This is a genomic window from Lysinibacillus sp. PWR01 (assembly GCF_043359455.1).
In the GTDB taxonomy this organism is placed as follows: domain Bacteria; phylum Bacillota; class Bacilli; order Bacillales_A; family Planococcaceae; genus Lysinibacillus; species Lysinibacillus fusiformis_F.
The window spans coordinates 25,840-47,439 of sequence record NZ_JBHERJ010000051.1; the positions used below are offsets into that span (position 1 = coordinate 25,840).

The following is a 21,600-nucleotide window of genomic DNA, read 5'->3' on the forward strand; positions in this document are numbered from 1 at the left end:
AGTCGAGAAGTTCATTCTCGATTCCTTTTGTCATTTTTTCTTAAGCTCCATGCTCCTCCAGACTATAAAAAAAGAGCATGGCTGTCATAAGCCATACTCCTATCAATTTTATTAATTTTCTCCACTTATCTCGACTAAAATTTTAGATTGTGTTTTGTCATTTGTTAACGTTTTGAATCCTTTTTCAACAATCTCATCTAGTTCAATTTGACTTGTGATGATCCCTTGTGGATTTAGTTGACCAGCGCTCATTGCATCAATTGTTCTTTGGAAAATGGACGGTGTATAAACAATGGATGATAATACATTAACGCCTGTGTTTGTAAGTTGCATTGGATTCCATTCGATTGGTCTTGCAAAAATCGAAACAATCATCATGTTTCCACGAGGTTTTGTTACATCAATTGCTTGTTTAAATGTAGGAGCAACTCCCGCCACTTCAAAGGATACATCAACCCCATCTGCAACAATCGCGCGAACAGCTTGTACAGGATTTTCTTTACCTGAGTTAATAGCGTGGGTTGCACCTAATTCTTTTGCCTTTTCTAATCGATCATCCGATAAATCTAATACGATAACTTTACTAGCACCAGATGCTTTTGCAGCGATTACTGTTAATAATCCAATTGGTCCAGCCCCAAATACAGCAACAGAATCCCCTAATGTAACTCCAGCATCTTTGACTGCTTGTACAGCAACAGCCATTGGTTCTACCAGTGCGCCATCTTGTAATGTTAAGTTATCTGCTAAACGGTGTACATTTGTTACAGGGACATTAACATAATCCGCAAATCCACCGTTTCCATGTAAGCCAATGAAGTTAAATCCATCATAACGATCGACATCTTCATGTTTATTTCTATACGTTAGTGTAGGATTGATGACAACTCGGTCCCCTGCCTTAAAGTCAGTAACCTTAGAGCCAACTTCTTCGATGATACCAGCAAATTCATGTCCCATTGTAAGTGGGGCAACTTCACCTGTTAATTCAGCTTTTACATCAACTGGTACGAAAACCGGACCCTCTTCGTATTCATGTAAGTCACTTCCACAAATACCAGCCCATGCTACTTTTACTTTCACTTCTTCTTCTCTTAAAGCTCGTAATTCAACCTCTTCGACTCTAATATCTTTCACACCATGCCAAACTGCAGCTTTCATTTATGTTACCCCCAAAAAATTATTTAAATTGGTACCATAAAATAACATCCTTAATAGCCATTCGTGCATTTTCAAAATCTGACACTTCTATACACTTGATAAATGTATTGATGGACATATGGTAGGATTCAACTAGATTCATTTTCCATTTTGTTTGTGCAGCTACATTGGTAACAAATATTGTTTCTTTAAAGAATCGTAGCATGGCAATATTTCCTGTAACATCAAAAAACAATTGTAGCAAGTGAGCAAACGAAACAACATATTCATAAATATTTTCAGCAGACTTTCTTTGCTTCATCGCTTCAAAACGAAGTAATAGTTCATTTTGTAAATCGGCAGTCCATTTAGATTCACACTCGGTAAGTGCAATATCCAATAGATGATAAAGCGCTTCCAAATAATCCTTTAATTCCTGATCCGTTATAATCTTTACTCTTACACCTTTATGTTGTACTTTTTCAACTACACCATCTTTTTGTAAAAGATAAAGGGCCTCACGAACAGGTGCATGACTTACTTGTAACTCCTTTGCAATTTCCGCTTCGATTAAGCGCTGACCTTGTTCATAATAACCAGAAAATATGCGAAATAATAATCGTTCCGCTATCTGCTCAGAAATTGTTTTTTTTGAAATTGAATTTTCATCAAACCCCATTAAACCACTCCAATAAATTTATATCCTTTTATTTTAACATAGTTCAGTGTATAGGGTGATTAGCTAAAAGCGTTATATATTATGGATTATAGATTATCGATAATCTATAAAAGTATTTTAATCTATAAATTCATTTCTTTCAATTATCTTGTTTCGGATATAGTATCTTTTAAAAGAAATATCAAATTCTAAGAAAGTGTTATTAAGCTGATGAGCGAAGTACAGCGGGATTGTTCGCAGAGAGGTGGATCAAATATTCCAAAGCACTAAGCATTTCATTTTAGTGTGCCTAATTTTACAATAAACTTCTAAATAGGATTTACTTATTTTCCTTTTTTGAAGTAATAAGTTGTATTATCATTTACTGCTTCGATTAAAAGCCCAAGAGATACATCGAACTTTCCAAGAATCAGCAAAAAAGCCACAATAGAAAACTTTATAAATATGCAAAAAAAAGATCAGGCTTTATGCACCTGACCTTTTCTATAGTTATTAATTTAACGGAATTGCCGGTACAACTTGTTCTGCATTAGGGATTGGTTGAGGATAAAAAAAGTTGCTTTTTCCATTAGATTGATTAATATATTTCTTTGATTCCTTGTACTGTTGTCTTAGTCGGTTTTCAAATTCTTTAGGCGTCATATTTTGAATGCTATTTAAAAACTTTTCTTTGTTTTTTTCTGGAATATACATTTCTATCCCATATTCTTTACTAAGTTTTATCAATATTTTATTGTAAGGTACGAGTAATAACTCAATATCATTGTCATATGTTGACTCAGCATTATAATGAGTAGTTGAACAAAAAACAGAAACCATGATACAAATCAATGTAATATTTATTATCTTCTTCATGTTTTTCTCTCCTTTATTGTTCCTTTCCCCTTACTTATATCCGAATTATTTAATAATAAACACATCTTTATTTTTTTCATTTTTAAACAGGCACACATTATAATTGTATGCCTGTTTTAAATAAATAAACCAACTAATTTGCATAGAATGTATTTGATGCTGTTAAAGAAAGTGCAAGTGCAACACCATTAGCATCTTCTGGATGTCCTCTTAGAGAGACTGTACAACTTTTTAAATCACTACTTAATTTATGTGAAGCACTATCAACTTCCCAATGATAACCTGTAAAACTTGATGGCCAAGTTGTTCCATATGATTTTATACTTTGATAAGTGAAAGTTCCTTGATTACCTGATGCACTAAAAACATTTGAGTTCAAGTACATTGAAGAATTATAGCTTAATGCAACTAGTTGAGTAATATTTTCACTAGTAGATAATGGAGAAACCGCAGATTCACTATTAGATAGCTTATCATTATAAAAATTATCTAAGAACTCTTTATATTGTTCTCTTAGTAATTTTTCTAATTCATCTGTGCTCATATCTCCTACATTGTTATAAAAGTGTTCCTTTTTTTCTGGATTAATATAAAATTCTACGCCAAATTCATTAGTCAGTTTATTCAGCACTTCCTGATATGGACTAATAGATTTTTCAAGATTTACATTTTTACTTGCAGACACACAGGTGATTAATGATAAGGAAATGCTCAAACATAAAAAGGATGTAAATAATAACTTTACAAATTTTTTCATAGTATGACCCCCAAACTAATTTTCCTGTATTTACATTTAAATACATATTAATACATGTATTCATAATTTTCAACCTTATATTTACACAATAAAGCTAAAATAAACTCTCAGAAAACCTGATTTGAAAGCGTTGTTTTTTTGACAAATGACATGACCGTAATGTTTCAGTTCTGAGTTCAGGTAGATAACGTATTATGTCATAAATACTAAGAATTGCTTGTTACAGTATATATACTTTGCGAAATTATCTAGAAATGTATTTTTATTTGATTTCTAAATAATCATTAAATTTAATAATACTTCCATTATTGAGTAATTCTTGATTTAAAATCTTAAAGCTACATAAACAAACTTCATTTTTAAAAATGATTATTTAAAATAGATTTATCCTTTTTACTTAGCATGGATTTTAATAATAAAATTTGATTATTTTTGTACTTGTTATTCCTCTAAGCCATCCATTAGTTAAACAACTAATTTAAATCATTCTGTTTCTTATGTGAAACAGCAACTAATACTACAATCGAAGTCCCAACACATGGTGCATCATTTGGATCAAGTCCATCTCAAACTAGAGTTAAAGAATAAACTTCACATATTTAGATTACCAAGGGCATTTGCGAAATGACACCTAAATTCTCAACAGCTAATATTCCAATAGACATTCTATAATCTCCCCTTAAAACTAAAGGATAACGATTTAATGAAATGACATTTTCTACTTTTCAACTAAACTTGTTATTAGCTCCTACTTTAAGTTTGCAACTAATTTTCCAGAATTTTTTTGAAATCATCACCATCTTTTTTTCTCTTCATATTCTATAGAATCAGATTATTGAGGGGGAAACATATGGGGATTGAATTCACAGCTCTCCATTGGATTTACGTTGTTTTTATTGTGCTCATCATCGGATTTATGGTTAAACGTCGCGATACCACCCTCATTTGTGTAGTAGGCATCTTTATGCTAGCGATTGTTGCGACTGGCGATTTTACTTCGTCCATAAGTGGTGTGTTTAACAGCTTTATTTATGCCATAACAGAGCTGTTATCAACGATTCTTATTATTTCGATTATCGTGGCGATGAGTCGAGTCATGATGTCTTCAGGTATTAATGAGGTTATGGTTGCACCTTTCACAAAGATCATTAAAACACCAGCACTAGCTTATTGGACGATTGGACTATTAATGATGTTTATTTCTTGGTTTTTCTGGCCATCACCTGCAGTGGCTCTGTTAGGGGCGGTGCTCTTACCTGTTGCGATTCGGGCTGGCCTCCCAGCACTAGGTGTTGCCATGGCGATGAACTTATTTGGGCATGGTATTGCGTTATCGAGTGATTTTGTCATTCAAGGGGCTCCAAAATTAACGGCTGATGCTGCTGGTATCCCGGTTGGCGATGTTGTTTCAGCCAGTATTCCACTTGTTATCACAATGGGCGTTGTGACGACAATTGTTGCTTATATTTTCTTACGACGTGATATGAAACGAGGCACTTTACTTTTAAACACTGCCACCAAGGAAGACGAAGATAGTTCACAAGCAATGGAGGAAAATTTACTATCGATCGGGCAAAAACGATTCTTTGCTGTACTTATTCCTATAGCTTTCATCTTGGATGTTGTTGCAATGTCTGTTTTTAAATTGCAAGGTGGCGATGCTACGGCTTTAATCGGGGGAACCTCTGTTTTTATTCTATTGTTGCTTAGTGTTGTTGCCCATAAATCAGAGGGACTAGAAAAAACAACAAGTTATTTGATTCAAGGATTTCAATTCGGCTTTAAAGTCTTCGGACCCGTAATTCCAATTGCTGCTTTCTTTTATCTTGGAGATGCTGGCTTTACACAAATTCTTGGTGATCACCTTCCCGCTACCTCACACGGTATTGTCAATGATCTTGGTGTAGGTCTTGCAGCAATCGTTCCGTTAACAAAGGAAATTGCCGTTGTCACGCTAGCAGTTGTTGGCGCTATTACAGGATTAGATGGTTCTGGCTTCTCAGGAATTTCTCTGGCTGGCTCTGTTGGCAGTTTGTTCGGCAATGCCATTGGTGAAGGAACGGCAACTTTAACAGCTTTAGGGCAAATCACAGCTATTTGGGTTGGTGGCGGAACACTAATTCCATGGGCATTAATCCCAGCCGCTGCTATTTGTAATGTCAGCCCATTTGAGCTGGCAAGGCGTAACTTAATCCCAGTAGTCATTGGACTGGTTGTGACAACGATTGTAGCGGTATTTTTGATTTAAAGACAACAAAGAGATGGCCTATTTTTGGAAGCCATCTCTTTCACGCTATTTTAACTATCCGCATAATATTTTCGAAAAGATTCATGAAATATCTGCTTTAATTGAAATCCATTAATCCCCAAAATATTAGCTTCTACCATGATTTGCTCGACACCCTTCGCTACTTGTTGAATGGAAAAATGCATGGCTTTACTAGAATCTACTATTATCAATGCTGCAGAATGCGGTTTAATGGTGATGATGCCTTTCCTTTGAAGCTCCTTGTAGCTTTTATGAACCGTATGCAGATTGAGGTCTGTTTGTGCTGCTAAATTACGAATAGAAGGCAATTGGTCCCCCTGTGTTAAATTTCCAGTCACTATTGCTAAAAGGACCTGCTGTGTTAACTGCTGATAATATGGAATTTTACTTCTTCGATTTATTTTTACATTCATTTGTCGAGAATTCCCTCCATATTAAAATTTCTTTTTGGCAATAAAATGATGCATGATAGCCATCATGAATAGTACAAGTAACAGTGTGACAACAATATTAAAGCCATACCATGTTTCTACGTCACCTGTCATTAATATCGTGGTAGCATACAAACTATTACTAGCAGGATTCATTACATCTAAGATTGGATGTAAGCCAGCACAAAAACGACAAATAAATAAGACACTAATACTGATTAAAGCAATAAATGGTGAACTATTAAAAAAGGTACTGATCATGGCAACAAATGTAATGACAAACAACAGCCAAATACAATAAAATGCTAAAGCGATCAATGCACGAGTGATCGGTACAGAGGTAAATAAATAAGATGTATAGCCAAAGGACATTGCATAGCCAAGCGTAATACATAGAACAGCTAAAACATAATGAGTAAGGAGTTTACTATTTAAGTAGGACGAGATAGATACTGGCCTTGTTAGAATAAATGCCATCATCCCATTGGCCTTTTCTCCTTGAATAATCCCCATCGTTGCAATGGCAAGGATGATTATACCTAATTGATCAAATTGCGAATTAAGGGTTGAGGCAAGCACTTCTTCTCCCCCTGGCTTTGCCATTGTAGGATCAATTATAATCCCTTCAACACCACCCATAGATTGTAAAATAGCAGGTAAAAAATACATCATGATTGGCTGAGTTAAGCCTAGGAGGATATAGACAATTGGTAGCCAAACGACTTTATATTCCTTTGTCATTTGATTCATTTCTTTTCTACTTAATGCTAGAAACGTATTCACTTCACTTTACACCACCAAATCTAAAAATATTTCTTCTAAGCTTTCTTGAATGCCAAGATCAAACTTTGTAAATACCACGTTTGAATCCAATCCGTACTGTAGCAATCGTTGAGCATCTGCTTCCAATTGATTGACATATACTTTAAAACCATCACCACAACTTTCGATTTTCTTTACATATGGTAACTGTTCAATCGTTGTGAGCCACTTAACATCTTTCTTCTGAATCATTAAAAAGATAGCTGGATCTTGATAGCGATTAAGTAACTCTAATTTTGTTGCATCTTCTATTTTGTAACCATTTTTAATGACCACAAAGCGCTCACAAACTTCCTCCGCATCGCCTAATATATGCGTAGAAAGTAAAATGGTCGTTTCTTTTTTTATGTCTTTTAATAGATTCAGCACTTCACGTCTACCAATTGGATCTAGTGCTGATACTGGTTCATCCATAATGATGAAAGCTGGCTTGTGTAATAAAGCTTGTGCGATGCCAAGACGCTGCTTCATCCCCCCTGAAAATGTTCCAACATGAGCATCTGCTTCTTTCCCTAAGCCCACCTTTTCTAAAAGAATTGGAATGTCTTTTTGTAATTGATTTTTTGAAATACCAGAAAGTGTCCCCATAAAGGATAAGGTTTCAGATGCTGTCATCCACGAGAAGAAATTAGGATACTGCGGTAAATAACCAATATGATTTTTCATCTTTGAAATTTTTTGTCCATCAAGTACAATGTCCCCTTCATCTGCATAAAGAATGTCAGCAATGATCTGAATTAATGTGGATTTCCCTGCCCCGTTTGGTCCAATAAGCCCTACACATTCATTCGAATCTATAACCATTGAAAAACCGCTCACGGCCGCTTTCTGTTTAAATTTTTTCGTAATATTGTTAATTTCTAAGCGCATGTTTATTGACATCCTTTCTACCAATCACGAAATATAGAACAGAACCAATTGTATTAAAGAACAAAATAATCATTGCCCACATCAGTATATTTTCTCTCGTATCTCGGTGTTTATATAAATCAATTAGTGCAACAGTGATAAGTAAAAAACCTACGAGTACAAATGGTAAAAGGATTGGTAGTATGCTTGCCCAATCAATTTGATTTAAGTCTTCAAAACCATAGTGTAATTTCATTTTTATAGCTCCTTTCATTATCATTATCGATAATGATAACAAATGGATGAAAAAATTTCATTACCTTTTTACTGTACATCTGAAAAAAAAATCTATAGTATATTTTTTGATAATGTTCTCATATTGATAACATTTGAATGCTTCCCTTGATACTATCTCATTTTCTAGTAGGAGGATCGGTTTATGCGCAATAAAGCAGAGGTATTAATGCACCCTGTGAGAATGAAAATTTTACAAGCTCTGATGCACAATAAAGAAGAGGGTTTAAGCACATTGGAGATGATTTCTGTCATTAAGGATGTACCACAAGCTACTCTATATCGTCATATCCAAATTTTAGTCGATGAAAACATCATAAAAATTGTGAAAGAGCGAAAAGTTCGTTCTGTTACAGAGAAGTTTTATGCATTAAATGAAGGAGCAGCAAAACTTAGCAAGGAGGATTGGACCCAACTCACAACCAAGCAAAAATTAAATTATATTTCCTACTATCAATTGGCTTTACTATCTCAATATCAAAATTATTTGCATTCACTTGATGAAAAAGAAAGCACGACAGATTTAGCAACATTTTCTTTAATCGACCTAACGTTAACGAACGATCAATTCAAAAACTTTGAAAATGAATTAAACGATTTATTAACTAAATACTATAATATGACCGACTCAAATAAAGGTTCTGAGACTAAAACAATTGCTCTAAATATTATTCCAAAACCTTAGGTACTATTGACGTAAAGAAATGGAGAAGATTTATGAAAAAAGGAAAGTCACTAGAAAATATACGAAAATTCATTATGATAATTATTGGTGCAGTTATTGCCGCTTACGGACTAGAGGCCGTATTAATTCCAAATGCGGTTATTGATGGCGGTGTAACAGGTATTAGTATTATGGGGGCTCACCTCTTTGGTATCCCGTTAGGCGTACTACTCTTTGTATTAAATATTCCGTTCATTTATATCGGCTATAAGCAAGTTGGAAAAACCTTTGCCTTAATGAGTAGTGCCGGCATTGCAGCTTTATCGATTTCGACGGTTTTATTACATGATGTCAAAACCATTTTAGGCCCAAATGATCCCCTCCTAATTGTCTTATCTGGTGGTATGCTGCTTGGTGTGGGTATCGGGATTGTCTTACGAAATGGTGGCGCTTTAGATGGCTCAGAGGTTTTAGCTGTATTATTATCACGTAAGATTCCATTTTCAGTCGGCGATATTATATTATTTATCAATGCCTTTATTTTCTTAGGGGCAAGCTTTATCTTTGGCTTAGAGAGTGCTCTTTACTCAGCGTTAACTTACTATATTGCCAAAAACGTTATTGATATTATCCAAGTTGGTTTAGAGAAATCAAAAGAAGTACGTGTGGTTAGTGCAAAATCAGAGGAGATTGGCGACGCCATCCAAGCTCGCTTAGGACGTGGTGTTACCTATACACATGGTCGTGGTGGCTTCTCCAATGAACCAACTGAAATCTTGAACTGTGTCATTAACCGTATGGAAGAAAATAAATTAGTTTCGATTATTAAGGACATTGACGAAGGCGCTTTTGTTGTCATTTCTGATGTATCCGAAGTTCGCGGTGGTAACTTTAAGAAGCGAGATATCCATTAATGTAAAAGTAAGTAAGGCATGATGCGCCTTACTTACTTTTTTATTTAGTTACTACTATCATATTTTACGCCCCCTATTAAACATAATGCCCCCAGCATTACTACTAAGGAAGCCCCGATTAATGCATACTGATAGCTATTTGTAAAATTCGCAAGTGTTCCTGCAATGGATGGTCCAATCATTTGTCCAAGTGCATAGCCTGCCGTTAAATAACCTATTATTTGATGACTATTAACTGGTACAATTTGTCTTGCTAATGTTGTCCCAACCGTTGTAATACCCATAAAGGTTGCCCCAAAAATAAAGGCACTAGCATAAAGGATCATCGAATTTGTAGCTAATGCAGGTAAAATAATGCCTATCGCTTGCAAGAACATAGAGATGAGTAAAATTTTCACATAACCATAACGCTGTGCTAGCTTAGACCACACGATACATGAGGGAATTGCTGCCACGCCCACAGCAAACCATACAAAGGCTGCATCCCCATGAAAGCTTGTCGACTCCTGTGCAATCGATACAATAAATGTGCCCGTGACAATATAGCCAAGTCCCTCTAAGCTATAAGCGATGATTAACCACTTCATCCAAGACGGAGGAGGCGTTTTCTGTGAAATAATTATCTGGCTTTCTGCTAGTTGTTTACTTGGTGGAATGGGTTTGATGAATAGCACAATCCAGACAAACAATACAAAACAAAACAGGGCTAGTGCGATCCAAGTGCCATTCCAATTGAACATGGCATGTATTGGAGAAACGATCACGGCACTTAATGCAATACCCATGCCAACCCCACTATAAAACAGCCCTGATAGTTGCATATTCCTACTGCTAGATAACTGGTCTAATACAAGGCTTGTCATAACAACAAAAATAAAAGCACTCATAACACCTGAGATAAACCGTAATATGTACCATATTATGATGGCATTTGTAAAACCCATGAACGCCGTTGTTAAAATGCTGATAACAAGTGCAATTCGCAAAAAGGGAATACGTTTATTCCCTATTGGTAAACGGCCTGCCACCCAGGCTCCAACCAGATAGCCTAAGTAATTACTAGTTGCTAAATAACCTGCTGTTGCACGGCTAAATTCAAATGCTTCTTGCATATACGGTAAAATAACCGTATACGAAAAACGACCGATGCCCATAGCAATTACTAAAGCAAAAACGCCACCGATTAAATATCGAACGGTTTGCTTGTGCATAACATCACTCCTTCTATTTCACTATATCGAATATCTAGGTATCACAAATAGACCCAATTCGTTATAATAAGTATCAAAAAAATTGATAGTTGGTGACTCTATGAATATTAATGATTTAACGATCTTTCGAACAGTCGTCCAAACTGGTAGCTTTTCAAAAGCTGCCACAGCACTTAATTACACTCAATCCAACATCTCTATGAAAATCCAAAGTCTTGAGGCACTGTACAGTACAACATTCTTTTATCGTGGGCATCGAGGCATACGGCTAACACCAAAAGGGGAACAATTTTACGAGTTAGTCTTAAAAATGCTTCATCTCTATGAAAAATCTTTTGAAATCATACAGGATACAGAGGAACAACGAGGCGTTTTACGAATTGGTTCGATGGAAACAACTGCTGCACTGCATTTACCAGTGCTGTTGACAACATTCCAGCAAGCACATGAACAGGTGGATATCACCATATTAACAAGCCCCTCTCAGCACAATATTGAACGGGTAGAAAACTATGAACTGGATGGTGCATTTGTTACGGGACCTGTTTATAAAGAAAATATATGGATGAAAGAGTTTGTCTGTGAAGAGCTTGTTATTCTCACATCTAGCAAGCAAAAACCCATCAAGTATCTACGGGATTTAGAGGGTAGCACCGTAATTACATTCCGCCATGGCTGTTCCTATCGAGCCATCTTGGAACATTGGTTACATGAAGACGGTGTTCAACCACAGAATCGAATGGAGTTTGGTACGCTTGACGGTATTATTGGCTGTGTTGCTGCTGGGTTAGGTATTACCTTGCTCCCTCGTGCCATTGCGGAAAAATACATGGCAACACAAACATTGACATTGCACGAGATAAAGAACAAGCAAGCACATATTCCTACATGGTTTATTTATCGTAAGGATGAAGTGCAATCCCCCATACTAAAGTATTTTTTAGAATCTATCGAAGCTTATGACTATCCAAAGGTTTGACGATTTTATCCATCTGTTTTAGGGTTCTATCCACCGGTTTTAGAGTTCTATCCGTCAGTTTTGGGATTCTATCCTACAATTTTTCGAATCTATCCGTCTCCCTATTGAAAAAGCTGTTCAGCCCATCATTCTCTGCTGAACAGCTCTTCACATGTTTTCTTTTGACGACTGAATGCATTTCCTTTAGGCTGTAATTAGACACTGAAGGGAGTTTTCTATGGATATTTTTATCGCTAGTAACCGCCAATTACCTATCCGCTACTATGTGCAGGAAGCGATTTGGATTCGACGTGGTGGCAGTATTAAGCTGCCAGATTTAACACTGCCGTTTTTCGTCGAGGTAGAGATTAAAAATCAATATAATTTACATATCATCGCAGATTATATTATGGACTTTCAACGACAATACAAGCAGACAGAAATCCAATTATTAATTAGAAACACAGCTACCCTAGCTACCCTGCAAGATATGCTTTCACAACATGTACAGACACAACATGCCATTACCATTCTTCCATTGTAGTCAAGGTTATTGGGCTATTAATGGCAATGTGATAATAAAGTACAGTGTCTCGTTTTTATATTTAGCGTGAATCGTTCCTCCGTGAAGCTCCACAATGCTCTTGGCAATCGCTAGTCCAAGCCCTGAGCCCTCAGTAACATTTGTTCTCGATTGATCCTTTTTATAAAATCTCTCAAATAAACTACTAAGCTCCTCTGATGTAAAGGCATCACTTTGATTCGCCACACAGATACGCATATGGTTTTTTTGTCCCTCAAGAGAAACCATAATTTTTCCTTCAGCTGTACTATAATTGATCGCATTGATGAGTAGATTATCAAATACTCGCACAATCTTTTCCGAATCCAGCGCCGCAAAAATTCGTTTTTCTGGAAAATGTTTTATAAAAATACGTTGTTTTTCCTCTGCTAATGGTACTAATTCTTCCATTAGTTGTTCGAGCAGCTCATTTACACAAACTTGTTGTCGCACTAAAGTATTTTTATCATTCGTTAGCTTGGTATACTCAAATAAATCATCTATTAAATTCTTTAATTGCTCGGATTTCGAAAAGGCTATTTTCAAATATTCGTTATATTGCTCTTTCGTCTCATACTTCTCTTCTCTTAATAAACGCAAATAACCCATGATCGAGGTAAGAGGCGTTCTGAGGTCATGTGAAACATTAGTAATGAGATCATTTTTTTGTTGCTCAATTTTTCTTTCCATCTCGATACTTGTCATGATTTCTTCTGCCATTTGATTAATATTATCAGTTAGTAAAGCAATTTCATCCTGCCCTTTTTTCTCAATACGAAAGGCTAAATTCCCTTTTGCGATTTCCATAACCCCCTCCGCTAATGCCTCAATTTGATTCATTTTGCGTTTTGTTATATAGAAAAATGATACGATAAACAAAATAACACCAATGAAAAAAGGTATGGGTCCTTCACGCGTACTAGTAATCGCTTCACCCTGTGGTAGCCCACTAACAAAGAAATAATAATTTTTTTCTTGTAAGGTCAACGGCACTAATGTAGTAAATTCCTTACGGGAAGTTTCGATCACATGATAGGCATTTTCAAAAGGCTGATTCATTGTAAAATCCATGACATGCCTAATTTCTTCATGTAAATCGATTTGTTGCTCTTTTACCTGCTTTGTTTTATATAAGATCTTACCTGCCTCATCTGTGACGACTATTTTTAAAGCATTGTCTTCATTTTCTATTTTTCCGTTTTCTTGATCAATCAATTCTCTTAACGCTTCAACACTATTTTCTTGGGTCGCCAATTCTGCTGTATCCTGTGCATGGTAATACATCATCTTCATACTGCCACTATAATCCACGATCACAGTTTCATTGATATTCTCAAAAAATGGCACTACTGCACGTGCCACTAAAAAGCTGCCAAGCGCACATAATAAAAACGTTGTAAACAGTTGAATACGAATGCTACGTTGAATATTATTTTTTATTTTCACACCGATATGCTTTAGAAACCTTGGGAACCTTAAAAGCCTAAAGATCTTTTTCAACTTTATACCCTACTCCCCATACGGTTTTAATATATTGAGGATTTCTTGGATTTGTCTCAATTCGCTCTCGAATTTTTCGAATATGTACCATTACAGTATTTTCTGATTGAAATGCCTCCTCTTTCCAAACTTTTTCATAGATTTGCTCTGCACTCATGACGATGCCTGGATTACTAACAAGCAATTCCAAAATAGCAAACTCTCTTGGCGTTAACTTTACTCTTTCATTGTTCACAAAAACTTCATGTGTCGCTGTATTGATACGTAAATCACCCACTTCCATCTCCTCATTATTGCTACTATTAATACCACTCATTTTCAAATAGCGACGAAGCTGTGATTTAATGCGGGCAATCAGTTCTAACGGATTAAAGGGCTTTGTCACATAATCATCAGCACCTATCGTTAAACCAACAATCTTATCCATATCTTGAGATTTGGCAGTCAGCATAATAATAGGCATTTCTGCTATTTCTCTTACCTTCATACACATTTCAATGCCATCTACTTTAGGCATCATCAAATCCAATACAATTAAATGAACCTTATGCTTCTTTACTAACTGCAAACCCTCTTCTCCATCACATGCCTCTAGCACATGAAACCCCTCATTTTTCAAATAAATGGCGATAAGATTTCTTATCTCCTTTTCATCATCTACAATTAAAATTGTTTCATTGCTCATCTAATCCCACCATTAATCAAATATTTTCCAATAATCACGTTTCACCATTTTACCTATTTTTTTATTTTCCGTATATAAAAATAATAAAAACAGCTGACAATCAAGATGAATACCCCAAAGTAAATACCATATTTCGTAGCAATCACAGAAATATACTCAATCTGGCTACCGAATAATAAACCAAGTGTAAAATAAATCAATGTCCATACAAAGCCCGTTGTGTAGGAAAATAAGGCATATGTTTTAAAAGACATATTATTCATTCCCACCAAGTAAGGAAGGATATGTCGAACAATCGGAATAAAATAACTCAGGACTAACGCAAAGCGTCCATATTGATCTAGCAATTCTTTCGATTTGAGTAAGTATTTTGCCTTTTTCTTTTTCACCAATTTATCAAGTACACGATGACCAAATAGTTTACCGAGAACAAAGCCTAGAGAAAGCCCCGAAACAACGCCTAAATAAGTGAGTAAAAAAGATTTCCATACGACCATTTTTTCTAACGAAGATAGAAAGCCACCACTCATGACAATCATTTCATCTGGTAGCGGCATGCCTATAATACCTAGCCATAAACTAAAAAACAAAGCAAAATAGCCATATTGTTCGATAAATAGTAACAGATCCTGTAGCTCCATTAACTGACCCTCGTATTTCCAAGCCTACAGCTCAATACATAGGCTGGTGGCATATTGATCCATACTTTTTCATGAGAAATATCCTGAAAATAGGTTTGGAAGAATGATTTTTTCACAAGTGAATATTGGAAAGTAATGAATTTTCCATTGTGCAAACAATCCTTCACATTTCTTAAAATACAACAGGATACTTCCGCCTTTAAAGATGTAAATGGTAGCCCAGAAATAACATAGTCTATTTTTTCGATAGTCAACTCCGTCATATATTGCTTCAAATTTTCTGCTGAGCCATGAATCACTACAACATTGGCTACATGAGCAAACTGCCGACGTAGTTTTTCACAAAAAATCGCATTATTTTCTATAAGAACAAGCAATGTAGCTGGCTTTTTTCTTTTCACAAGCTCCGTTGTAAAGGACCCCATCCCAGGACCCAGCTCAACAATGCATCGAGCCGTTTCAAAACAAATAGGTTGCACCATTTTATGCGCTAATTTTTTAGAGCTAGGTGATATGGCGCCTATAGTTTTCGGATGTTTTATAAATTCAGTAAGGAAGGTGATGAGCTGCATATAGTTTTCTCCTCGCTTTGCTTTCATTGTTGATGGTTCTAACTATAAAGAGCATTTCTTAAAGATTTGCAAGGAGAATTCTTAACTTTTTCTTAATAATTTACATTATTTAGTTAGTAGGCAAACAGCATTCTCATAGGTGTAAACAAAAAAGTCGCTCATTTCATTCATGAGTGACTTGATTGATTAATTTATATATTCATCTTCATTTTTCTGCTTATACTCTCCATCCCTAAATGCTCATAAAACTCAATTGCATTGGTATTGAATTCCCAAACATTTAATTCTATAGATGTAGCTCCCTTTGCTATTGCCCATTCTTTACAACGATCAAATAATCGTTTTCCAACACCTTGTTTTTGTATTTCTTTTTTTACACCAAAATCATGAATATACGCATATTTACGCTCTATTAAAGAATGAAATGGAGGTGCACATTCAATGCAAACTACAGCAAAACCTATAATTAAATCACTATGCTTGGCTATAAAAATCTCACTATTTTGATCTTCAAGTAATTCTTTAAAATACATATTGGACATAACAGATTCAACATTTTTAAAAACAGTCTGTTCTTTCATAACATGTTCTTCGTGCCCTTCTCGCACAAGATCATTGATCGCAATATAATCTTCATACTTAGCTGTATAAATAGTAATAATCATATTTCACACCTCCCAAAATAACCCTTTTTTTATATTATAACAGCAGTATAAAGGTATGATTCTTTCTTATATGACATGTTGTAATTTTAATCTTTTTCTTTGTTTCTCATGATTCCCTTACTAATTCCTCTTATAATTAACTGTCCTAAAACATAAAAAAATGAAACAAAGATAATGGCTACATCTCTTCCAAAAGGCTTAAACCAACTTCCATCATCATCTATAAAAAAATGGCCAAATATCAAAGAAATAGCTGTCATTAAAAAATTCATGGCAAAGAACAAAATTAAATGACGATTTCTGGATACCACACCTACTACAATGATGAAAAAAAGAAATAACGGAAATAAGAAACTAGCCTCTTGGTTAGAAAGATGACTATTATACTCGTAAAAATGAAATAAGAACGGAAATGGAAATAACAGCAAAATTATTTGAATAAGTCTTTTCATTTCAACTATACCTCCTTGAAATATAAAATGATTAATTTAGTGTAATTTTACACTAACAATCCCCTTTTATCTATATAAAATAAATGTATACAACGGTAATCCTTCTGTATCAACTTTGTGCTGAACATCAGTACCATTTCCCTTAAGATTCATAAAAGATTAAAAGGTACTTCGTTCTAATGACTATTTCCTACATAAAATAGGCATACAATTGCTGCCAATCGAATAGAAACCTATATAGAGAACATTTAGTCACGGGAAAAATAAAGTGGGGTGTGAAAGGATGCTTAAAGTAAATGATGCAAAAGAAATGGTACTTGAAATTGTGCAAGATGACCCATTGTTTGTTGCACTACAACATACGCCTTTAGAGGAAAACCTCTATAATGATGGGTATTTAGCAGAGATTGATGAATCGAAACACTATACAATCGCAGAAGTCGCGGGCTGGTTTGATATTACAGACGCCATGCTTCGCTACTATTTAAAACCGTTTGAACAGTACATTTTTGATAATGCTTCACCCAATACAAATAGCAATATTCGTTTAAACCTACCTGCTATATTAAGATTGCGAATGATTTTATTATTGAAGGATGAGTATCGTGTGAGGGGGATTAAATTATTGTTAGGTATTGATGATAACGGTCAGTTGCTGAAACACCAAATTACCGCAACGACCATGGATTCTGAGGATTTATCACATAAAATTGATTTGCTCGGAAACGTCCTACAGCAGATGATTCAAACAGGCCTATTTCAGATTCTACCCAATGAAGAGCAAGGAACTTTACAAGTAAACTTTAATCAGGATTTTCTTGCTCAAAATATCGAACGATTTTCTTCTGAATCTGCCCTTCAAGTAGAGGAAATTCAAAAGGAAACATCGGAGCTAAAACAAGAAAATGAACATCTCCAAAAGCAAATTTCCGAGCTACAAGAAAATAGCGTAAAGGACATTGTCCAAAAGATTAGAGAGCGTCATATAGAAAATGAAATTGTTTCTACTTTACGTACAGAAGCATTACAGCAATTTTCTCAAAATAATAAAGTCGGTTTTTTCACCAAATTTTTCAAGTCCACTCAAATTGAAATGGACAAAGAGCAATTTGTTCTAAGCTATATTTCAAAGCATTTAGAAGAACGTTTAGAAATTGCATTGAACGATTATTATGATAAGTAAACTAGAACAATGGAGAACATGAGTGAGACTATTAGAAATGGTCACAGTCATGTTCTTTTTTATTTTTCCAAATCACATTGACCACAGTAGTCAATTTCAATATAATGGCATAAAATATGACTGAAAGGAGTAAAAAATTGTACCAAGCTTTTATGAATTTAGCAGAAGATAAACGTCAAGCAATCATTAATGCTGCCTTAAAGGAGTTTTCAATCAATCACTATGCTACCGCTTCAACAAATAAAATTGTGAGCCATGCCAATATTTCAAAAGGCATTTTATTTCACTATTTTGGTAGTAAAAAAAATTTATATCTATTTTTATATGAATATACAACCAATACATTCTCCGAAGCGCTTAATCGTCAACTTGATTTAACAGAGCCTGATATTTTTAAGCGTTATGAACAGATCATGAAAGTTAAAATTGATCTCATGAAGCAATATCATGCTCTGTTTGATTTTTTGAAAAAGACCTATGCTGAAACAAGCTTTGAGGTCCGAGATGAATTAAATCATTATAATGCCACTATTCAAAAAAGCTCCTATGCGATGGTATTTGAAGGAATTGATACTGGTTTATTCCATGAAAATTAAAATTAGTTATACCCTCATTTATTTCTTCTATAGGTGATACACCATCATTTTCTTCTGCTTCCTCCTTTACAGAATCTACACTTTCAGCACTAACAAAAGTATTTGCTGAAACTACAAATAAAGCAGATAGTGATAAATTTTTTACAATATTCTTCATGTTATCAAATCTTCTTCATAAAATTTTAAACAATTAATCCATAATCAACTTTTAGCTACTTCTGAAATACTAATCAAAGTTGAAATACAAACATATTTGTATTAATGATATTTAAAAAAGACTATTTTATAAGCAATGCTGAAAATCCTCCATTAAGATAAAACCCTATCAGGTATAGAATGACAATATGTATAGGGTAAAAAAGATAGAAGAAGTATTTCAGTCCAGCTCCTTTTTTATTGTTATATAGTAATATGAATGGGACGGCTGCTAACATCATCCATTGATAATCTGTAAATGGAAATAACAGCTTGTTCCAAATATTCATGAGATGCCCCCATTTATAAGATACATAGAAACAACATAAAGAAAAGAAAGTATATACCATCACAATATGTGCCTTGTTATTTCGAACTAGGTAAAGAGATACTCCCATAATGATGAATAGAGGTCCACCTTCCGCTAAAAAAATATTTCCAAGTATAGCACCCCAAATAAGACCATTAGCTCCAGTTCACTGGAAATTAGGGAATTGAATTATATCAGCTAAAAAAACACAAAGAAATAGCGAGATAATTTGCCATACACCAAAAAGAACTAGGTATTTTGGCTGTTTTTTTTCAAGTATGGATAAGATAAAAGCAGTAAGAAATAATGGTACAAAAAAGTTATTACTTAAATCCTCAACTGCATAATTTCTAAAAATATAATTTACCAACATATTCATTAAGGACATTCCAAAACTAAATAAATACAATCGTGTTAAATATTTTTTTCGATTAGAGGTATATTGAAAGCCCGTTACGAGGGTATAAATAAAAATAGGGACAGTAATTCGCCCAATCCATCCAAACCATTCAGGAGTATTTGGTATAAAGTGATAAATGTGGTCAATCACCATCGCAATTAGTGCAATTACTTTTAATGTAGTTGTACTCATTTTATCAAAATCTCCTTAAGTAAATTAAAAAGGGTATGAACAAACCATACCCTTTTGTAAACAATTATTCGATGTATCCACTAAAGTTACTTGGTCCTTTAAATAAAAGGTAATACTTTTCGCTACTACTGATTGTAGGAGGGTATGCAGTTAAAGTAGCACCTGGGGTTACAGTATAGTTCTTGATTGTAGTGTCCAAAAAAGTGTTAAGCTGCATGAACGATACTTCTAATTTATTTTTACTACTATGATTTGTTATTACTATTTTCACAGAACTTTTTCCAGTTAAGTAATAATTCGTGTATAAATCAGAACCAGTTGCGTTTCCACTAAAATCATATCTACCTTGAGTATAAAGGTTCCAAACAGAAGATGAACTTGGCTTTAATACACCATAAGGAGTAACTTCAACTGTTTCTTCTAGTGCAGATACACCTACATTTTCTTGAGTTTCAAAGTCTTGAGCTTCAAAGGACACCACATCTATTTCTTCTACTATGGAATCTACACTTTCAGCACTAGCAAAAACACTTACAGAAAATGTAAATAAAGCTGATAAGAAAATAATTTCTATAATTTTTTTCATGAAAATTTCTCATTTTTTATAAATTTTAGAAATTTCGAATTTTCTTGGTTAAGATGCTATCATATTGAATTTAGAAAAGTAAATGCTTTTTTCATTACAAATTTCGACATATATTTTTAAAATTTTAATTAAAAGTTTTAAAAGAAATACATGAACTTCATTATTACTAAGTATGATTGTAATCATCTTTAAAGTGGTTAGTTACTTTAGATATATCTAATTCGACATCATACAATGACAATAACTGTAAGTATATAGTAACATTCACTACAACAATATAGTGTGAGAATAGCAAATATATAATTTTAGAAAGTAGGTGAATAATTTTCCCTAATTCCACAAATTAACAGATACTGAAATGGAAGTTATGCAAGTTATTTGGAACTTGAATCGTTCGGTTACATCAAGTAAATTATTAGAAATCATTTCAGAGAAGGCTTGGCAAGGACAAACAATCAATACTTTTTATCTAAATTAGTTGATAAAGGATTATTGAATGTTACAAGAGGAAAATGGCGTGTGAATCATTATAACCCTTGTGTAACATTTAAAGAATGATAAACAAAGAGAAGCGAAAAGATTATTAGATACGATGTATCAAGGGTCTGTGAAAACTTTTTTAGCAACACTCTACGATGAGAAAGTAACGGATGATGAATTAGATGAATTGAAACACTGGCTTTCGGAGAAGTAGGTGAGTAAATGGATGAATGGTTGAATATAGTAGTGACCTTATCAATCACTGGCAGTAGTATTTTCATTCTTTCATATGGTATTACTACTCTATCAAGCGAGGTACTTACTGCTAAATGGTATTACTGGAATAGAAAGTTAGCCCTTTTCTTTTTTCTAGTACCTGTATTTCTTATATTGAGTGTACCTCTACTGCTCGAAAAAGAGCAGGATTTTTTATCATTTCAACAATTACCTATTGTTGAACAAAACACTATGTCCTTATCAGAAATTTTTGTACATTGTATTTGTGATTTGGTTAATTGGCGCTGTTAGAATAAGCTTATGGTTTTTGTATGTATACCGAGGTATATCAAAAAATACACAGAAATTGTGTAGTAGTGCCTAAAGAGGATAGAATGTGGTCTATTTTAGCGAAACAACTAAAAGATGTGAACCTGAAAAGTAATGTTAATCTTATCTATTTTCAGGCGAATATTAGTCCAATTTTAGTGGGAATATTTAAACCAACAATTATTTTACCTA

26 protein-coding genes and 1 pseudogene are annotated in these 21,600 nt (G+C 34.3%); 9 read left to right on the top strand and 18 right to left on the bottom strand.

Features of this window, described 5'->3' with window-relative positions; genetic code table 11:
• Window positions 1-111: 111 nt before the first annotated feature.
• The 4 genes from ACEVFT_RS09795 to ACEVFT_RS09810 form a co-directional block, all read right to left on the bottom strand.
• Complete coding sequence (locus ACEVFT_RS09795; protein ID WP_342442931.1) at window positions 112-1,161, bottom strand: 2,3-butanediol dehydrogenase; 1,050 nt, start codon at window positions 1,159-1,161, stop codon at window positions 112-114.
• A gap of 19 nt (window positions 1,162-1,180) precedes the next feature.
• Entirely contained in the window at window positions 1,181-1,819 is a 639-nt protein-coding gene (locus ACEVFT_RS09800; protein WP_205442236.1) for a GntR family transcriptional regulator, read from the bottom strand.
• A 492-nt stretch (window positions 1,820-2,311) separates the two neighbouring features.
• A complete protein-coding gene (locus ACEVFT_RS09805; protein WP_393949473.1) occupies window positions 2,312-2,674 on the bottom strand; it encodes a hypothetical protein in 363 nt (120 codons plus the stop codon).
• 133 nt (window positions 2,675-2,807) lie between these two features.
• Entirely contained in the window at window positions 2,808-3,431 is a 624-nt protein-coding gene (locus ACEVFT_RS09810; RefSeq protein ID WP_393949474.1) for a hypothetical protein, read from the bottom strand.
• 850 nt (window positions 3,432-4,281) lie between these two features.
• Between ACEVFT_RS09810 and ACEVFT_RS09815 the strand changes: the two genes are divergently transcribed.
• The gene (locus ACEVFT_RS09815; protein ID WP_393949476.1) at window positions 4,282-5,679 is read left to right on the top strand and encodes a hypothetical protein; all 1,398 of its coding nucleotides are present in this window, start codon (window positions 4,282-4,284) and stop codon (window positions 5,677-5,679) included.
• 50 nt (window positions 5,680-5,729) lie between these two features.
• On the opposite strand, the gene ACEVFT_RS09820 is transcribed toward ACEVFT_RS09815, so the two are convergent.
• The 4 genes from ACEVFT_RS09820 to ACEVFT_RS09835 are packed head-to-tail and all read right to left on the bottom strand — an operon-like array spanning window position 5,730 to window position 8,058.
• Window positions 5,730-6,113, bottom strand: coding sequence for a GntR family transcriptional regulator (locus ACEVFT_RS09820; protein WP_393949478.1), 384 nt, complete (start codon window positions 6,111-6,113; stop codon window positions 5,730-5,732).
• 21 nt (window positions 6,114-6,134) lie between these two features.
• A complete protein-coding gene (locus ACEVFT_RS09825; RefSeq protein WP_393949480.1) occupies window positions 6,135-6,914 on the bottom strand; it encodes an ABC transporter permease in 780 nt (259 codons plus the stop codon).
• Window positions 6,915-6,920: 6 nt separating this feature from the next.
• Window positions 6,921-7,823, bottom strand: a complete 903-nt coding sequence (locus ACEVFT_RS09830; protein WP_393949481.1) for an ABC transporter ATP-binding protein — start codon at window positions 7,821-7,823, stop codon at window positions 6,921-6,923.
• Entirely contained in the window at window positions 7,807-8,058 is a 252-nt protein-coding gene (locus tag ACEVFT_RS09835) for a PLD nuclease N-terminal domain-containing protein (RefSeq protein ID WP_393949483.1), read from the bottom strand. The genes ACEVFT_RS09830 and ACEVFT_RS09835 overlap by 17 nt, the downstream gene beginning before the upstream one ends.
• Window positions 8,059-8,241: 183 nt before the next feature.
• Between ACEVFT_RS09835 and ACEVFT_RS09840 the strand changes: the two genes are divergently transcribed.
• Together ACEVFT_RS09840 and ACEVFT_RS09845 are read left to right on the top strand one after the other, a co-directional pair.
• Window positions 8,242-8,781, top strand: a complete 540-nt coding sequence (locus ACEVFT_RS09840; protein ID WP_205442229.1) for a transcriptional regulator — start codon at window positions 8,242-8,244, stop codon at window positions 8,779-8,781.
• A gap of 32 nt (window positions 8,782-8,813) precedes the next feature.
• On the top strand, window positions 8,814-9,674 hold the full coding sequence (locus ACEVFT_RS09845) for a YitT family protein (RefSeq protein WP_205442227.1): 861 nt from the start codon (window positions 8,814-8,816) through the stop codon (window positions 9,672-9,674).
• A gap of 44 nt (window positions 9,675-9,718) precedes the next feature.
• Here ACEVFT_RS09845 and ACEVFT_RS09850 read toward each other — a convergent pair whose 3' ends face one another.
• Complete coding sequence (locus tag ACEVFT_RS09850) at window positions 9,719-10,885, bottom strand: YbfB/YjiJ family MFS transporter (RefSeq protein ID WP_393949484.1); 1,167 nt, start codon at window positions 10,883-10,885, stop codon at window positions 9,719-9,721.
• A gap of 100 nt (window positions 10,886-10,985) precedes the next feature.
• Here ACEVFT_RS09850 and ACEVFT_RS09855 point away from each other — a divergent pair, with 100 nt between their 5' ends.
• Complete coding sequence (locus ACEVFT_RS09855) at window positions 10,986-11,864, top strand: LysR family transcriptional regulator (protein WP_393949485.1); 879 nt, start codon at window positions 10,986-10,988, stop codon at window positions 11,862-11,864.
• 217 nt (window positions 11,865-12,081) lie between these two features.
• The gene (locus tag ACEVFT_RS09860; RefSeq protein WP_205442224.1) at window positions 12,082-12,387 is read left to right on the top strand and encodes a hypothetical protein; all 306 of its coding nucleotides are present in this window, start codon (window positions 12,082-12,084) and stop codon (window positions 12,385-12,387) included.
• A 6-nt stretch (window positions 12,388-12,393) separates the two neighbouring features.
• Here the strand turns inward: ACEVFT_RS09860 and ACEVFT_RS09865 are convergent, their stop codons facing one another.
• The 6 genes from ACEVFT_RS09865 to ACEVFT_RS09890 form a co-directional block, all read right to left on the bottom strand.
• Entirely contained in the window at window positions 12,394-13,905 is a 1,512-nt protein-coding gene (locus ACEVFT_RS09865) for a sensor histidine kinase (protein ID WP_393949487.1), read from the bottom strand.
• Window positions 13,889-14,590 (bottom strand): response regulator transcription factor, encoded by a 702-nt coding sequence (locus ACEVFT_RS09870; protein ID WP_342442852.1) that lies wholly within the window; start codon window positions 14,588-14,590, stop codon window positions 13,889-13,891. The genes ACEVFT_RS09865 and ACEVFT_RS09870 overlap by 17 nt, the downstream gene beginning before the upstream one ends.
• A gap of 53 nt (window positions 14,591-14,643) precedes the next feature.
• Window positions 14,644-15,231 carry a DedA family protein gene (locus ACEVFT_RS09875; RefSeq protein ID WP_205442219.1) on the bottom strand — a complete coding sequence of 196 codons (588 nt, stop codon included), beginning with the start codon at window positions 15,229-15,231 and terminating at the stop codon, window positions 14,644-14,646.
• Complete coding sequence (locus ACEVFT_RS09880; protein ID WP_342442851.1) at window positions 15,231-15,803, bottom strand: class I SAM-dependent methyltransferase; 573 nt, start codon at window positions 15,801-15,803, stop codon at window positions 15,231-15,233. The genes ACEVFT_RS09875 and ACEVFT_RS09880 overlap by 1 nt, the downstream gene beginning before the upstream one ends.
• Window positions 15,804-15,994: 191 nt before the next feature.
• Complete coding sequence (locus ACEVFT_RS09885) at window positions 15,995-16,468, bottom strand: GNAT family N-acetyltransferase (RefSeq protein WP_342442850.1); 474 nt, start codon at window positions 16,466-16,468, stop codon at window positions 15,995-15,997.
• Window positions 16,469-16,554: 86 nt separating this feature from the next.
• Window positions 16,555-16,920, bottom strand: coding sequence for a hypothetical protein (locus ACEVFT_RS09890; RefSeq protein ID WP_342442849.1), 366 nt, complete (start codon window positions 16,918-16,920; stop codon window positions 16,555-16,557).
• A gap of 283 nt (window positions 16,921-17,203) precedes the next feature.
• Here ACEVFT_RS09890 and ACEVFT_RS09895 point away from each other — a divergent pair, with 283 nt between their 5' ends.
• Window positions 17,204-18,103 (top strand): hypothetical protein, encoded by a 900-nt coding sequence (locus tag ACEVFT_RS09895; protein WP_393949491.1) that lies wholly within the window; start codon window positions 17,204-17,206, stop codon window positions 18,101-18,103.
• Window positions 18,104-18,255: 152 nt separating this feature from the next.
• Window positions 18,256-18,699, top strand: a complete 444-nt coding sequence (locus tag ACEVFT_RS09900) for a TetR/AcrR family transcriptional regulator (protein ID WP_393949493.1) — start codon at window positions 18,256-18,258, stop codon at window positions 18,697-18,699.
• 278 nt (window positions 18,700-18,977) lie between these two features.
• On the opposite strand, the gene ACEVFT_RS24730 is transcribed toward ACEVFT_RS09900, so the two are convergent.
• The 3 genes from ACEVFT_RS24730 to ACEVFT_RS09910 form a co-directional block, all read right to left on the bottom strand.
• A complete protein-coding gene (locus ACEVFT_RS24730) occupies window positions 18,978-19,292 on the bottom strand; it encodes a TraX family protein (RefSeq protein ID WP_483869619.1) in 315 nt (104 codons plus the stop codon).
• Between the two features lie 78 nt (window positions 19,293-19,370).
• Window positions 19,371-19,796, bottom strand: a complete 426-nt coding sequence (locus ACEVFT_RS24735; RefSeq protein WP_483869620.1) for a TraX family protein — start codon at window positions 19,794-19,796, stop codon at window positions 19,371-19,373.
• 64 nt (window positions 19,797-19,860) lie between these two features.
• On the bottom strand, window positions 19,861-20,382 hold the full coding sequence (locus ACEVFT_RS09910; protein ID WP_393949494.1) for a hypothetical protein: 522 nt from the start codon (window positions 20,380-20,382) through the stop codon (window positions 19,861-19,863).
• Between the two features lie 355 nt (window positions 20,383-20,737).
• Here ACEVFT_RS09910 and ACEVFT_RS09915 point away from each other — a divergent pair.
• Together ACEVFT_RS09915 and ACEVFT_RS09920 are read left to right on the top strand one after the other, a co-directional pair.
• Window positions 20,738-20,860, top strand: a pseudogene (locus ACEVFT_RS09915) (BlaI/MecI/CopY family transcriptional regulator); the annotation flags it as partial.
• 224 nt (window positions 20,861-21,084) lie between these two features.
• Window positions 21,085-21,390 carry a hypothetical protein gene (locus ACEVFT_RS09920; protein ID WP_393949495.1) on the top strand — a complete coding sequence of 102 codons (306 nt, stop codon included), beginning with the start codon at window positions 21,085-21,087 and terminating at the stop codon, window positions 21,388-21,390.
• Window positions 21,391-21,600 lie beyond the last annotated feature (210 nt).

Excerpts from the sequence above, each read along its gene's own strand:
- ACEVFT_RS09795 (WP_342442931.1), bottom strand. The coding sequence starts at position 1,161 with ATGAAAGCTGCAGTTTGGCATGGTGTGAAAGATATTAGAGTCGAAGAG.
- ACEVFT_RS09800 (WP_205442236.1), bottom strand. The coding sequence starts at position 1,819 with ATGGGGTTTGATGAAAATTCAATTTCAAAAAAAACAATTTCTGAGCAG.
- ACEVFT_RS09805 (WP_393949473.1), bottom strand. The coding sequence starts at position 2,674 with ATGAAGAAGATAATAAATATTACATTGATTTGTATCATGGTTTCTGTT.
- ACEVFT_RS09810 (WP_393949474.1), bottom strand. The coding sequence starts at position 3,431 with ATGAAAAAATTTGTAAAGTTATTATTTACATCCTTTTTATGTTTGAGC.
- ACEVFT_RS09815 (WP_393949476.1), top strand. The coding sequence starts at position 4,282 with ATGGGGATTGAATTCACAGCTCTCCATTGGATTTACGTTGTTTTTATT.
- ACEVFT_RS09820 (WP_393949478.1), bottom strand. The coding sequence starts at position 6,113 with ATGAATGTAAAAATAAATCGAAGAAGTAAAATTCCATATTATCAGCAG.
- ACEVFT_RS09830 (WP_393949481.1), bottom strand. The coding sequence starts at position 7,823 with ATGCGCTTAGAAATTAACAATATTACGAAAAAATTTAAACAGAAAGCG.
- ACEVFT_RS09835 (WP_393949483.1), bottom strand. The coding sequence starts at position 8,058 with ATGAAATTACACTATGGTTTTGAAGACTTAAATCAAATTGATTGGGCA.
- ACEVFT_RS09840 (WP_205442229.1), top strand. The coding sequence starts at position 8,242 with ATGCGCAATAAAGCAGAGGTATTAATGCACCCTGTGAGAATGAAAATT.
- ACEVFT_RS09845 (WP_205442227.1), top strand. The coding sequence starts at position 8,814 with ATGAAAAAAGGAAAGTCACTAGAAAATATACGAAAATTCATTATGATA.
- ACEVFT_RS09850 (WP_393949484.1), bottom strand. The coding sequence starts at position 10,885 with ATGCACAAGCAAACCGTTCGATATTTAATCGGTGGCGTTTTTGCTTTA.
- ACEVFT_RS09855 (WP_393949485.1), top strand. The coding sequence starts at position 10,986 with ATGAATATTAATGATTTAACGATCTTTCGAACAGTCGTCCAAACTGGT.
- ACEVFT_RS09860 (WP_205442224.1), top strand. The coding sequence starts at position 12,082 with ATGGATATTTTTATCGCTAGTAACCGCCAATTACCTATCCGCTACTAT.
- ACEVFT_RS09870 (WP_342442852.1), bottom strand. The coding sequence starts at position 14,590 with ATGAGCAATGAAACAATTTTAATTGTAGATGATGAAAAGGAGATAAGA.
- ACEVFT_RS09875 (WP_205442219.1), bottom strand. The coding sequence starts at position 15,231 with ATGGAGCTACAGGATCTGTTACTATTTATCGAACAATATGGCTATTTT.
- ACEVFT_RS09880 (WP_342442851.1), bottom strand. The coding sequence starts at position 15,803 with ATGCAGCTCATCACCTTCCTTACTGAATTTATAAAACATCCGAAAACT.
- ACEVFT_RS09885 (WP_342442850.1), bottom strand. The coding sequence starts at position 16,468 with ATGATTATTACTATTTATACAGCTAAGTATGAAGATTATATTGCGATC.
- ACEVFT_RS09890 (WP_342442849.1), bottom strand. The coding sequence starts at position 16,920 with ATGAAAAGACTTATTCAAATAATTTTGCTGTTATTTCCATTTCCGTTC.
- ACEVFT_RS09895 (WP_393949491.1), top strand. The coding sequence starts at position 17,204 with ATGCTTAAAGTAAATGATGCAAAAGAAATGGTACTTGAAATTGTGCAA.
- ACEVFT_RS09900 (WP_393949493.1), top strand. The coding sequence starts at position 18,256 with ATGAATTTAGCAGAAGATAAACGTCAAGCAATCATTAATGCTGCCTTA.
- ACEVFT_RS24730 (WP_483869619.1), bottom strand. The coding sequence starts at position 19,292 with ATGGGAGTATCTCTTTACCTAGTTCGAAATAACAAGGCACATATTGTG.
- ACEVFT_RS24735 (WP_483869620.1), bottom strand. The coding sequence starts at position 19,796 with ATGAGTACAACTACATTAAAAGTAATTGCACTAATTGCGATGGTGATT.
- ACEVFT_RS09910 (WP_393949494.1), bottom strand. The coding sequence starts at position 20,382 with ATGAAAAAAATTATAGAAATTATTTTCTTATCAGCTTTATTTACATTT.
- ACEVFT_RS09920 (WP_393949495.1), top strand. The coding sequence starts at position 21,085 with ATGGATGAATGGTTGAATATAGTAGTGACCTTATCAATCACTGGCAGT.